The sequence below is a fragment of the Paraburkholderia terricola genome (assembly GCF_003330825.1).
Classification (GTDB): domain Bacteria; phylum Pseudomonadota; class Gammaproteobacteria; order Burkholderiales; family Burkholderiaceae; genus Paraburkholderia; species Paraburkholderia terricola.
Genome location: NZ_CP024941.1, coordinates 3,625,995 through 3,638,064, shown reverse-complemented (window position 1 = coordinate 3,638,064; position 12,070 = coordinate 3,625,995). Strand labels below are relative to the sequence as shown.

Sequence of the window (12,070 nt, the reverse complement as noted above, 5' to 3'; positions counted from 1 at the left end):
CCCCGGTGTGCAATGGACATTCTGAAGTCGTTTATTTCGCTGCTGGCGCTGATCAACCCGATCGGCGCCATTCCGTTCTTTATGAGCCTCACGGCGCATCAGGCAGACGCGGAGCGGCGCAGGACCATCCGGATCGCGGCGATCTCGGTGTTCTGCGTGATTGCGGTGACCACGCTGCTCGGACAGCAGATCATCAGTTTCTTCGGCATTTCGGTCGGTTCGCTGGAAGTGGGCGGCGGGATCATCATGCTGCTGATGGCGATCAACATGCTGAACGCGCAGATCGGCAACAGCCGTTCGACGCCGGAAGAGCGCCACGAAGCCGAGCAGAAGGACAACATCGCGGTCGTGCCGCTGGCGATCCCGCTGTTGACCGGCCCCGGCGCGATCAGCACCACGATCATTTACGCGTCCGCCTCGGCGCATTGGTACGACCGGATCAGCCTCGTGGCGATCGGCGCGGTATTGGCGGCGATCTGCTTTTTTTCACTGCGCCTCGCCGAACCGATTGCCCGGTGGGTGGGTCGCACGGGCATCAACATCGGCACGCGGCTCATGGGTTTGATGTTGTCGGCGCTGGCGGTGGAATTCATCGTCGACGGATTGAAGGCATTGCTGCCTAACTTGAAATGAAAACTTCGATAGCGATTGTGGATTACGGAATGGGCAACCTGCGCTCGGTTGCGCAGGCATTGCGCAAGGCCGCGCCGGAAGCGGACGTGGCGATCGTCGACCAGCCCGAGGCGATCCGCTCGGCTGATCGCGTGGTGCTCCCCGGCCAGGGTGCGATGCCCGACTGCATGCGCAGTCTCGCTGAATCGGGCCTGCAGGAAGCGGTGGTGGAAGCGTCGCGCAGCAAGCCGCTGATGGGCGTGTGCGTCGGCGAGCAGATGCTGTTCGACTGGAGCGCCGAGGGCGATACGCCGGGCTTGGGCCTGTTGCCCGGCAAGGTGCTGCGTTTCGACCTGGAAGGCCAGGTGCAGGACGACGGCTCGCGCTTCAAGGTGCCGCAAATGGGCTGGAATCGCGTGCGTCAGGCGCATTCGCACCCGTTGTGGGACGGCGTCGCCGACAACGCATTCTTCTATTTCGTGCATAGCTATTACGTCGTGCCGGAGAATGCGGCCCATACCGTCGGCGAAACGGTGTACGGTGTGCCCTTTACCTCCGCGGTGGCGCGGGATAACATCTTCGCGACCCAATTCCACCCGGAAAAGAGCGCTGAAACGGGGCTGCGCGTGTATCGCAACTTCGTCCACTGGAATCCGTGAGCGCCTTTCTTCATCGTGCTGCCATGTGCCGCAGCGCCACAAGTCGGGCGCGCGATGCGCGCCGGAGCCGCGGCGACGCGAGTTTGCTTGCCCTTGCTGCTCCGCAAGGGCGCGCCGAGAGTTGTACTAAACTAGCGAGACGGCGTTCCGGCGGGCTGGCCCACCAGCCGCGGCCGCCGACCTTCAACCCCTTCCCAGACAACACCCGATTGCTATGCTGCTGATTCCCGCCATCGACCTGAAAGACGGTCAGTGTGTACGCCTCAAACAAGGCGATATGGACCAGGCGACGATATTCTCCGAGGAACCGGCGGCAATGGCCCGGCATTGGGTCGACCGTGGGGCGCGCCGTCTGCACCTCGTCGACCTGAATGGCGCGTTCGCCGGCAAGCCGAAGAATGAAGACGCAATCCGCGCGATCATCGAGGAAGTGGGTGGCGAGATTCCCGTCCAGCTGGGCGGCGGCATCCGCGACCTGAACACGATCGAGCGCTATCTGGACGACGGTTTGTCGTACGTGATCATCGGCACGGCGGCGGTGAAGAATCCGGGCTTTCTGCAGGATGCCTGCACGGCGTTCGGCGGTCATATCATCGTCGGGCTGGACGCGAAAGACGGCAAGGTCGCCACGGACGGCTGGAGCAAGCTGACCGGCCACGAAGTGGCCGATCTGGCGCGCAAGTTCGAGGATTACGGCTGCGAATCGATCATCTACACCGACATCGGTCGCGACGGCATGCTGCAAGGCATCAACATCGAAGCCACGGTACGCCTCGCGCGCGCGGTGAAAATTCCGGTGATCGCGAGCGGCGGTTTGTCGAATCTGACGGACATCGAGTCGCTGTGCGAAGTCGAGGACGAAGGTATCGAAGGCGTGATTTGCGGCCGGGCCATCTACTCGGGCGATCTCGATTTCGCCGCGGCGCAGACCCTCGCCGATCGGCTGCGCGAATCGGACGACGCTTGAGTTTTTCCCAAGGCGCTGTGAGGTACACGCTCAAGCGCCGCGGTGGACTCAAAATCGGCGCGCAAGCGCACCGCGCGAAGGCGCGTCACGGAAACCGCGTCATGCCGCATGCATGCGCCTTGCAGACCTCCGGCGCAACGCGGCCGGCCGCGCCGGCCCCCCCTGCCGCTCCCTGGCGAGCGGCCTCATCAGCGGTATTGGCAGAATTGCACGATCATGGCTCTAGCTAAACGCATCATTCCCTGTCTCGACGTCACGGCTGGACGCGTGGTCAAGGGCGTCAATTTCGTCGAGTTGCGCGACGCCGGCGATCCGGTCGAAATCGCGCGCCGTTACGACGATCAAGGCGCCGACGAACTCACCTTCCTCGACATCACCGCGACTTCCGATCAACGCGATCTGATCCTGCCGATCATCGAGGCGGTCGCCTCGCAGGTGTTCATTCCGCTGACCGTCGGCGGCGGCGTGCGTGCCGTCGAGGACGTGCGGCGGCTGCTAAACGCGGGCGCCGACAAGATCAGCATGAACTCGTCGGCGGTGGCGAATCCGCAGCTCGTCAAAGACGCCACCGACAAATACGGCTCGCAATGCATCGTCGTCGCGATCGACGCCAAGCGCGTCTCCGCCGAGGGCGAGCCGCCGCGCTGGGAAGTTTTCACGCACGGCGGGCGCAAGGCCACTGGCCTCGACGCGGTCGAATGGGCGCGCAAGATGGCGCAACTCGGCGCCGGCGAGATCCTTTTGACCAGCATGGACCGCGACGGCACCAAGAGCGGCTTCGACCTCGCGCTGACACGCGCGGTGTCCGATGCCGTGCCGGTTCCGGTGATCGCCTCGGGCGGCGTGGGCTCGTTGCAGCATCTGGCCGACGGCATCCGGGACGGTCATGCGGACGCGGTGCTGGCCGCGAGCATTTTTCATTACGGCGAGCACACCGTGGGCGAGGCCAAGCGCTTCATGGCCGATCAAGGCATTTCGGTGAGGTTGTGACGTGGTGAATTCTTCGGCTGTTGAATGGCTCGACAAGGTCAGGTGGGACGCGAACGGCCTCGTGCCGGTGATCGCGCAGGAGGCGTCGACGAACGACGTGCTGATGTTCGCGTGGATGAATCGCGAGGCATTGGCGAAAACCGTCGAAACCGGCCGCGCCGTGTATTTTTCGCGCTCGCGCCAGCGCCTGTGGTTCAAGGGCGAGGAGTCCGGCCACGTGCAGCATGTGCATGAAGTGCGGCTCGATTGCGACGAGGACGTCGTGCTGCTGAAAGTGGAGCAGGTGTCGGGCATTGCGTGCCACACCGGCCGCCACTCGTGCTTTTTCCAGAAATTCGAAGGCTCGGTGGACGACGGCGATTGGATCGCCGTCGATCCCGTGCTGAAAGACCCCGAACACATTTACAAATGACGCACACCACGCCAACCACGCCGTCCACGGCCGACACGCTGCTGCGCCTCGCGGCCATCATCGACAGCCGCAAGGGCGGCGATCCGGATGTCTCCTACGTGTCGCGCCTGTTCCACAAGGGCGACGACGCAGTGCTGAAGAAGATCGGTGAAGAAGCCACCGAAGTCGTGCTGGCCGCCAAGGACACGCGTCACGGCGGCGCGCCGAAGGCGCTGGTCGGCGAGGTCGCGGATCTGTGGTTCCATTGCCTCGTGATGCTGTCGCATTTCGATCTAAGCCCTGCGGACGTGCTTGCCGAGCTGGAGCGTCGCGAAGGTCTGTCGGGCATCGAGGAAAAGGCGCTGCGCAAGACCCGCGAGCGGGAGCAGAACGGCGACTGATTGTTCCCAATCTGGCCGTCATGCCCTTGACGTGGCGAGCACCCGCGCCCACATTGGACTGAACGCATTGATCGCATCCTCGGGAGGACGCAAGCATGGAACAGTCGCAAGAAAGCTATCCGCCGCCGGTCTACCGCAACGCCTTGGAGCCGGAGCGCGAACGCAGCCTGCGCACGCTCACGCACGTGCTGTACGCGCTGTACGCCGTGCACTGGCTGACGGGCGGCCTGACGATCGTGATCGCGATCATCATCAACTACGTGAAGCGTTCCGACGCGGCGGGTACCCCCTACGAAGCCCATTTCGACTGGCAGATCCGTTCGTTCTGGATGTGCCTGCTGGGCTATGTGATCGGAGGCTTGCTGCTGTTCGTCGTGATCGGGATTCCAGTTCTTTGGGCCGTCAGCATCTGGATGTTGTACCGTATTATCAAGGGCTGGCTGTATCTGTACGATAACAAGCCGCTCGTGAATCCGCGTGCGTGGTTCTGAGTTCGTCCGATCATTACCGGGTCGGCTTTAGCCGCGCCGCTTGGCGTCACGTCATGTCACGCTTCGCGCTCTAGCCATACTGCGTCAGGAATACGATGAGCCACGACCCGAACTGCCTTTTCTGCAAGATCGCCGCCGGCGAGATTCCGTCCACCAAAGTGCATGAAGACGACGAGTTTCTCGCCTTCCGCGACATCCGTCCGGCGGCGGAGACCCATGTGCTGGTGATTCCGCGCAAGCACATCGCCACGCTGTCGAATTGCACCGAAAGCGATGTCCCGCTGCTTGGTAAAATGCTTGTTTTGGCGGCGCGTCTCGCCGACCAGCTCGGCGTAGCGTATACCGGTGGCGAAACCGGTTTTCGCACGGTAATCAATACCGGTCCGGGCGGCGGGCAGGAGGTGTACCACTTGCACGCGCATATTCTCGCGGGGCCGCGCCCTTGGAAACGGATGGGCTGAGGCTTCACGACAAGGCGCGCCGCGAGTTTTGGTGGTCCACAATAGTGCGGCTGTTGTTTTCGCCGCTGTTTTTTGCGCGTTGTAACGGCGCCGACGCGATCGTCCGGTCACAATGACATACCGCGTCGTGGGTTGCAGTCGCAGAGTCCGCAACGTATAGATGAAGCGTACGCGCTTCGGTTCACGCCGTAAGGCGCATGAGTTTCGCCGCATCGGAATGCGGTGTCGGGGTTAAGGAGAGTAGTCATGGGTTCGTTGAGCATTTGGCATTGGTTGATCGTGTTGTTGATCGTGGCGCTCGTGTTCGGCACGAAGAAGCTGCGCAATATCGGCGCCGATCTGGGTGGCGCGGTGAAGGGCTTCAAGGAAGGTGTGAAGGAAGCGGAAACGCCGGCGGGCGACGCGCAGCAGCGCGAACTGCCGCGCAACGGCGCAGTGGACGTGGATGCGAAGGAAAAGACGCCGCACTCCGGCGATTACCGCTGAGCCGCGGCTCGATCGCGTGGCTTAACCGCGTTATTCACGGACATTCCACTTCATGCTGGACCTCGGTCTAACCAAGATGGCGCTGATCGGCGTCGTCGCGCTGGTCGTACTCGGGCCTGAGCGCCTGCCACGCGTCGCCCGCACGGCCGGCGCGTTGTTCGGCCGCGCACAGCGGTATATCAACGACGTCAAGTCGGAGGTCACGCGCGAGATCGAACTCGACGAATTGCGTCGCATGAAGAGCGAGTTTGAAACCGCCGCGACCAACGTCGAAACCTCCGTTCAAGACAATCTGCGCAAACACGAGACCGAATTGAACGACGCGTGGAACAGCGGCGCGCCGGTGTCGCCGAGCATTGCGGGCGGTGCGCTGGAAGGTGACGTAGGCGCTTCGTCGTGGCAGACCAGCACGCCGTCAGCGGCGCCCAGGCGCAAGAACTGGCGCGTCAAGCAGGCGGCCATGCCGGCCTGGTACAAGCGCGCCACCACGCGCCGCACGCGCGTGCAATCGGGTGCGGCGCGCGTGGCGCGGCATACGCCGGCCGCCATGCGTCGTCCGACGCGCTTTTTCTGATGATCAGAACGACAATCTCTAACCGAGGGCCGGCGTGAGCGACCCCCAGCATAAACAGGACGAAGGCACTGAAGAGACCTTCATTTCCCACCTCGTTGAATTGCGCGACCGCATCATCCGCGCCGGCCTTGCCGTCATCGTGGTGTTCGTCGGGCTCGTGTATTGGGCGCCGGACATTTTCCGGCTGCTGGCGCGCCCGCTGATGATGAATCTGCCGAAGGACGGCAAGATGATCGTCACGGATGTGACCGGCTCGTTCTTCGTGCCGATGAAGGTGACCATGCTCGTCGCCTTCGTGATCGCGCTGCCGATCGTGCTGTACCAGATCTGGGCGTTCGTCGCGCCGGGGCTTTATCAGCATGAGAAGAAGCTGGTTGGGCCGCTGGTGGGCAGCAGCTACACGCTGTTCCTATGCGGCATGGCGTTCGCGTACTTCGTGGTGTTCCCGACCATCTTCCGCGTGATGGCGCACTACAACGCGCCGCTGGGCGCGGAGATGACCACCGATATCGACAATTACCTCAGCTTCGTGCTCACCATGTTCATTGCGTTCGGCGTGACGTTCGAGGTGCCGATCGTCGTGGTGCTGCTGGTTCGCATGAATGTGCTGACCATCAAGAAGCTCAAGGAGATTCGTCCGTATGTGATCGTCGGCGCGTTCGTGATCTCCGCCGTGGTGACGCCGCCGGACGTATTCTCGCAACTGATTCTGGCGATTCCGCTGGTCATTTTGTATGAGGCCGGGATCATCGCGGCGCGGTTGATCGTCGGCAAGCAGCCGGCGCCGCCGGTGGAGGATGCAAGTCCGCCGGCTTGATGCGGAGCGCGAGGCAAACAAAAAGGGCAATCCGTAATGGATTGCCCTTTTTGTTTTGCAACGCGTGCTAGCGCCTAACTGGCCGTCCCCATGCTGCCGCGGCGCTCAACGATCCTGCGGCGGCTGCCTTGGCCCCACGAGTGTCGCATTGCTGTCGTGGCGCGCGCCGCTGTGCTGGCGGCTGAACGCGTCGCCCGTGCTTGTCAACCGCCGTCCTCGTCCTGCTGATCGCCGCCGCTGTCTTCCACCGGTTGCTTCGGCGGCGGGGGACGCTTGCCGATCGTCACCTCGAGATCCATCTCGCGGTTCTTGCGCACCAGATGAACCTTCGCGGCCGTACCCGGCTTGATCTGCGCGATCACGTTCAACAGGCGCGTGGTGTCGGTGATTTCCTGGCCGTTCACGCTCATCAGAATGTCGCCCGGCTTGATGCCCGCGCGGTCGGCGGGACCGTTCTTCAACACGCCCGCGACGATCGCACCGGACTTCTGCTCCAGCCCGAACGATTCCGCGATTTCCTGCGTCACGTCCTGCGGCTCGACGCCGATCCAGCCGCGCGTGACGGTACCCGTGGTGATGATGCTCTCGAGCACGCTGCGCGCCGTCGACACGGGGATCGCAAAGCCGATGCCGAGCGAGCCGCCCGAGCGCGAATAGATGGCGGTATTGATGCCGAGCAGGTTGCCGTTCGCATCGACCAGTGCGCCACCCGAGTTGCCTGGGTTGATCGCCGCGTCGGTCTGAATGAAGTTTTCGAAGGTGTTGATGCCGAGGTGATTGCGCCCCAGCGCGCTGACGATGCCCATGGTCACCGTCTGGCCGACGCCGAATGGATTGCCGATCGCCAGCACCACGTCGCCCACGCGCGTCTGGTCCATGCGGCCGAGCGTGATGGTGGGAAGGTTGGTCATGTTGACCTTGAGCACGGCCAGATCCGTTTCGGGATCGATGCCGATCACCTTCGCATTGGTGGTGCGACCATCCGCCAGCGCGATTTCGATCTGATCGGCGCCGTCCACGACGTGCTGGTTCGTTAGAATGTAACCTTCCGAACTCACTATCACCCCCGAGCCGAGATTGGCTGCGGGCTGTTCCTGCCGCTTGCGGTTGTTCTTGTCGCCGAAGAAGTAGCGGAATAGCGGATCTTTTGCGCGCGGGTCGGGCGGCAGTGAGCCATCCTTGCTGGAGAACACATTGACGACCGCGGGCATGGCCTTTTGCGCGGCGTCCGCGTAGGACGCCTGCGGTGGGCCGCTGCCGATGCCTGGCGCTACTTCCCGGAGGGCGACGATCGGTTCGGCGAGCTGCTTGCCGAATTGCCCTTGACGCTGGAGCCACTGCGGTTTGAGGGTCGCAATGATGAACATTAGCGCCAACAGCACGGTCACCGCTTGGGCAAAGAACAGCCAAAAGCGTCTAAGCATCTGAAGACTGGAGGTTTATATGGATCGGATCGAACTTGAATTGTACTTGAACAATCTCCTTGAAACCGCGCGCTTCAAGGACTATTGCCCCAATGGTCTGCAGGTTGAAGGGCGCCGTCGGGTGAGCAAACTCGCGACCGGCGTGACCGCCTCGGCGGCCTTCCTGGAGGCCGCGCTCGAGTGGGGCGCGGACGCCGTGCTGGTCCATCACGGCTACTTCTGGCGCAACGAGGCGCCGCAAATCACCGGCCGTAAATATGCGCGTCTGAAGCTGCTGCTCGGCAACGACCTGAACCTGTTCGCCTACCACCTACCACTCGACGACCATCCCGAGTTCGGCAACAACGCGCAGATCGGCGCGAAGATGGGCTGGATCAGCGACGCGCGCTTCGGCGAAAACGATCTCGGCTGGCTCGCCACCTTTCCGATGCCGATCACGCTTGCGCACTTCACCGCTCAGGTCGAGCAGACGCTGGGCCGCACGCCGCTCGTATTCGGCGACCCGGATCGCGAACTGCGCCGCGTGGGCTGGTGCACGGGCGCCGCGCAAGGCATGTTCGACGCGGCGATCAACGCGGGCGCCGACGTCTATCTCACCGGCGAGGTGTCGGAGTCGGTCATGCACACGTCGGCGGAAAGCGGCGTGGCGTTTCTCGCGGCCGGCCATCATGCGACCGAGCGTTTCGGCGTGCAGGCGGTGGGCAAGCATCTATCCGAATCGTTCGATATCGAACACCTCTTTATCGATATCCCTAATCCCGTTTGAATTGAAATCGCCATTAGAGAAGAAAAAGGCTCGAATAACGGAGGGGCCGCTTAAAAGGAGGTGCGAAAAAGTTTGCGATCTGTACGGAGAAACCCTGAGATATCAACGGCTTCGCACGGTTTTTGGCAATCGGCCCTTGTAAATGGCGACTCCATTCGCGCAAACTAGCGGCGGTAGAAGCGACGTGAAGGAAAAATCCAACTCAGAAGTGGGGCGTGTGATGCGAGACAAGGAAGATGAACGCGTCGACGGCAGCCGCCGTACCTGGCTGATAGCGACGACCGTAGCAGGTGGCATAGGAGGCGTTGCCACTGTCGTACCCTTTGTTAGTTCGTTTGCACCATCTGAAAAGGCCAAGGCAGCAGGTGCCCCGGTCGAAGTCGATATCAGTAATCTCAAGCCCGGCGACATGATGACCGTTGCCTGGCGCGGTAAGCCGGTGTGGATCATCAACCGCACCGACAAGATGCTCGCCGACGTCAAGAAGGCCGATAACGAAGTAGCGGATCCCCACTCCAAGAATGTTTTCACCATGCCCTTGCCGGAGTACTGCAACAACGAACTCCGTTCACGGGCCGATCACCAGAGCGTATTTGTCGCCGTCGCCGTCTGCACCCATCTGGGCTGCACGCCGACGCCGCGCTTCCAGGAGGGCGCGCAGCCGAATCTTCCGGACGACTGGCCTGGCGGCTTCCTGTGCCCCTGCCACGGTTCGACCTATGACATGGCCGGCCGCGTCTTCAAGAACAAACCTGCGCCGCAGAACCTCGACATCCCGCCTTACATGTTCACGTCGGCCACCAGCCTCGTGATCGGCAAGGACGAGAAAGGAGAAGCGTAATGGCGATCGAACACGAAGTAGAGACGACCGGGCTCACCGGCTGGATCGACCGGCGCTTTCCGATGACGTCGGCGTGGAAGAAGCACGTTTCCGAGTACTACGCGCCGAAGAATTTCAACTTCTGGTACTTCTTCGGTTCGCTCGCGCTGCTGGTGCTGGTCAATCAGATCGTCACCGGCATCTTTCTCACGATGAACTACAAGCCCGACGCGACGCTCGCGTTCGCGTCGGTCGAGTACATCATGCGCGAGGTGCCGTGGGGCTGGCTGATCCGCTACATGCACTCCACCGGCGCGTCGATGTTCTTCGTGGTCGTGTATCTGCATATGTTCCGCGGGCTGATGTACGGCTCGTACCGTAAGCCGCGCGAACTGGTATGGATTTTCGGCTGCGCGATCTTTCTGTGCCTGATGGCCGAGGCGTTCTTCGGCTATCTGCTGCCGTGGGGCCAGATGTCGTTCTGGGGCGCGCAGGTGATCGTGAACCTGTTCTCGGCGATTCCCTTCATCGGGCCGGATCTCTCGCTGTGGATCCGCGGCGACTACGTCGTCTCGGACGTCACGCTGAACCGCTTTTTCGCGTTTCACGTGATCGCCATTCCGCTAGTGCTGATCGGCCTCGTGGTCGCGCACATCGTGGCGCTGCATGAAGTCGGCTCGAACAACCCGGACGGCATCGAGATCAAGGCGAAGAAGGACCCCAACGGCATTCCGCTCGACGGCATTCCGTTCCACCCATACTACTCGGTGCATGATTTCTTCGGCGTCACGGTGTTCCTGATGATTTTCGCGGCGATCATCTTTTTCGCGCCGGAGATGGGCGGGTATTTCCTCGAAGCGAACAACTTCATTCCCGCCAATGCGTTGCAGACGCCGCAGGAAATTGCGCCGGTGTGGTACTTCACCGCCTTCTATGCGATGCTGCGCGCCACCACCGATCCGTTCAAGATCGTGCTGATGATCGTGATCGCCCTGCTGGGCCTGCTCGCGCTGGTGCGTGCGCGCGGCAAGTGGAAGATCGGTTTGCCCGTGCTGGCGGTGCTGGTGATTCTGGCGATGGCGTTCACCGAATCGAAGTTCTGGGGTGTGGTGGTGATGGGCGGCGCGGTGATCTCGCTGTTCTTCCTGCCGTGGCTCGACCGCTCGCCGGTGAAGTCGATCCGTTACCGGCCGTTCTTTCACAAAGTGTTCTACGCGATCTTCGTGTTTGCCTTTCTGACACTGGGCTTCCTCGGCACCAAACCGCCGTCGCCGGCCGCCACGCTGATTGCGCAGGTGTGCGCGCTGATCTACTTCGCGTTTTTCCTCGGCATGCCGTTCTGGACGAGGCTTGGCACGTTCAAGCAGCCGCCCGAGCGGGTGCGGTTCAAGCCCCACTAATCGCGAGCCAGGAGAACACGAATGAAGAAACTGCTTTCGACGTGCGCGCTGATCGGCGCGACGCTGCTCGCGCTCGCGGCCGCCCCGGTGCGCGCGGACGAGAATTTCCCGCTCGACCGAGCGCCTGATAACGCAGAGAATTTCGCTTCGTTGCAGCACGGCGCGCAATTGTTTGTAAACTATTGCCTGAATTGCCACAGCGCGAACCTGATGCGCTACAAGCGGTTGACCGACCTCGGCATCACGCCGGCGGCCATTCAGTCGAATCTGCTGTTCACCACCGACAAGGTCGGCAACACCATGACCGTGGCGATGCGCCCCGAGGACGCGAAAGCGTGGTTCGGCGCGAGTCCGCCGGATTTGTCGGTGGAAGCGCGAGCGCGCAGCAAAGACTGGCTGTACACGTATCTACGCAGCTTTTATCGCGACGATACGCGGCCGACCGGCTGGAACAATCTGGTGTATGAGAACGTGAGCATGCCTCACGTGCTGTGGCAGCTTCAGGGGCAGCGTACCGCGAAGTTCGGCGATGAAATCGACGAAAAAACGGGTGAGACGGTACACAAATTTGTCGGTTTCCAGCAGGTCACTCCGGGGACGATGTCGCCGGTAGATTATGATTCTGCTGTGGCCGACCTCGTGTCTTACCTGTCATGGATGTCCGAACCGACGCAGAAAACCCGCAAACAGCTTGGCGTGTGGGTGCTTCTCTTCCTCGGCATTCTGAGCTTTTTCGCCTGGCGACTGAACGCCGCGTACTGGAAACATATCAAATAATCACGCCGTCACCCGGCGTGGGGCCGGCGCCAGG

General features: G+C 62.1%; 16 protein-coding genes. 15 read left to right on the top strand and 1 reads right to left on the bottom strand.

Annotated elements, in window-relative coordinates; genetic code table 11:
* Positions 1 to 12: 12 nt before the first annotated feature.
* The 11 genes from CUJ90_RS16335 to tatC all read left to right on the top strand — a co-directional run bounded on the left by CUJ90_RS16335 (position 13) and on the right by tatC (position 6,849).
* Positions 13 to 633, top strand: a complete 621-nt coding sequence (locus CUJ90_RS16335; protein ID WP_073430961.1) for a YchE family NAAT transporter — start codon at positions 13 to 15, stop codon at positions 631 to 633.
* Complete coding sequence (hisH, locus tag CUJ90_RS16330; RefSeq protein ID WP_114163209.1) at positions 630 to 1,271, top strand: imidazole glycerol phosphate synthase subunit HisH; 642 nt, start codon at positions 630 to 632, stop codon at positions 1,269 to 1,271. The genes CUJ90_RS16335 and hisH overlap by 4 nt, the downstream gene beginning before the upstream one ends.
* A gap of 214 nt (positions 1,272 to 1,485) precedes the next feature.
* Positions 1,486 to 2,238 (top strand): 1-(5-phosphoribosyl)-5-[(5-phosphoribosylamino)methylideneamino]imidazole-4-carboxamide isomerase, encoded by a 753-nt coding sequence (gene hisA, locus CUJ90_RS16325; protein WP_012434504.1) that lies wholly within the window; start codon positions 1,486 to 1,488, stop codon positions 2,236 to 2,238.
* A gap of 216 nt (positions 2,239 to 2,454) precedes the next feature.
* Positions 2,455 to 3,228 (top strand): imidazole glycerol phosphate synthase subunit HisF, encoded by a 774-nt coding sequence (gene hisF / locus CUJ90_RS16320; protein ID WP_073430963.1) that lies wholly within the window; start codon positions 2,455 to 2,457, stop codon positions 3,226 to 3,228.
* A 1-nt stretch (position 3,229) separates the two neighbouring features.
* Entirely contained in the window at positions 3,230 to 3,640 is a 411-nt protein-coding gene (hisI, locus tag CUJ90_RS16315; protein ID WP_176035826.1) for a phosphoribosyl-AMP cyclohydrolase, read from the top strand.
* Complete coding sequence (locus CUJ90_RS16310) at positions 3,637 to 4,020, top strand: phosphoribosyl-ATP diphosphatase (protein ID WP_114163208.1); 384 nt, start codon at positions 3,637 to 3,639, stop codon at positions 4,018 to 4,020. The genes hisI and CUJ90_RS16310 overlap by 4 nt, the downstream gene beginning before the upstream one ends.
* Positions 4,021 to 4,115: 95 nt before the next feature.
* Positions 4,116 to 4,511, top strand: coding sequence for a DUF4870 family protein (locus tag CUJ90_RS16305; RefSeq protein WP_114163207.1), 396 nt, complete (start codon positions 4,116 to 4,118; stop codon positions 4,509 to 4,511).
* Positions 4,512 to 4,606: 95 nt separating this feature from the next.
* Positions 4,607 to 4,972: a histidine triad nucleotide-binding protein gene (locus CUJ90_RS16300; RefSeq protein WP_114163206.1), complete on the top strand. Its 366-nt coding sequence runs from the start codon at positions 4,607 to 4,609 to the stop codon at positions 4,970 to 4,972.
* A gap of 246 nt (positions 4,973 to 5,218) precedes the next feature.
* Positions 5,219 to 5,458 (top strand): Sec-independent protein translocase subunit TatA, encoded by a 240-nt coding sequence (tatA, locus tag CUJ90_RS16295; RefSeq protein WP_073430967.1) that lies wholly within the window; start codon positions 5,219 to 5,221, stop codon positions 5,456 to 5,458.
* A 52-nt stretch (positions 5,459 to 5,510) separates the two neighbouring features.
* The gene (gene tatB / locus CUJ90_RS16290; RefSeq protein ID WP_073430968.1) at positions 5,511 to 6,032 is read left to right on the top strand and encodes a Sec-independent protein translocase protein TatB; all 522 of its coding nucleotides are present in this window, start codon (positions 5,511 to 5,513) and stop codon (positions 6,030 to 6,032) included.
* A 34-nt stretch (positions 6,033 to 6,066) separates the two neighbouring features.
* Positions 6,067 to 6,849, top strand: coding sequence for a twin-arginine translocase subunit TatC (gene tatC / locus CUJ90_RS16285; RefSeq protein WP_073430969.1), 783 nt, complete (start codon positions 6,067 to 6,069; stop codon positions 6,847 to 6,849).
* 203 nt (positions 6,850 to 7,052) lie between these two features.
* Here tatC and CUJ90_RS16280 read toward each other — a convergent pair whose 3' ends face one another.
* The gene (locus CUJ90_RS16280; protein ID WP_073430970.1) at positions 7,053 to 8,273 is read right to left on the bottom strand and encodes a Do family serine endopeptidase; all 1,221 of its coding nucleotides are present in this window, start codon (positions 8,271 to 8,273) and stop codon (positions 7,053 to 7,055) included.
* 19 nt (positions 8,274 to 8,292) lie between these two features.
* On the opposite strand from CUJ90_RS16280, the gene CUJ90_RS16275 reads away from it, so the two are divergent.
* The 4 genes from CUJ90_RS16275 (at position 8,293) to CUJ90_RS16260 (ending at position 12,036) form a co-directional block, all read left to right on the top strand.
* Positions 8,293 to 9,039, top strand: coding sequence for a Nif3-like dinuclear metal center hexameric protein (locus tag CUJ90_RS16275; RefSeq protein WP_073430971.1), 747 nt, complete (start codon positions 8,293 to 8,295; stop codon positions 9,037 to 9,039).
* Between the two features lie 220 nt (positions 9,040 to 9,259).
* The gene (gene petA, locus CUJ90_RS16270) at positions 9,260 to 9,880 is read left to right on the top strand and encodes a ubiquinol-cytochrome c reductase iron-sulfur subunit (protein WP_073430972.1); all 621 of its coding nucleotides are present in this window, start codon (positions 9,260 to 9,262) and stop codon (positions 9,878 to 9,880) included.
* Positions 9,880 to 11,259 carry a cytochrome b gene (locus tag CUJ90_RS16265; RefSeq protein ID WP_073430973.1) on the top strand — a complete coding sequence of 460 codons (1,380 nt, stop codon included), beginning with the start codon at positions 9,880 to 9,882 and terminating at the stop codon, positions 11,257 to 11,259. Before petA ends, CUJ90_RS16265 begins: the two co-directional genes overlap by 1 nt.
* A gap of 21 nt (positions 11,260 to 11,280) precedes the next feature.
* Positions 11,281 to 12,036 carry a cytochrome c1 gene (locus tag CUJ90_RS16260; protein WP_114163205.1) on the top strand — a complete coding sequence of 252 codons (756 nt, stop codon included), beginning with the start codon at positions 11,281 to 11,283 and terminating at the stop codon, positions 12,034 to 12,036.
* Positions 12,037 to 12,070: the final 34 nt, after the last annotated feature.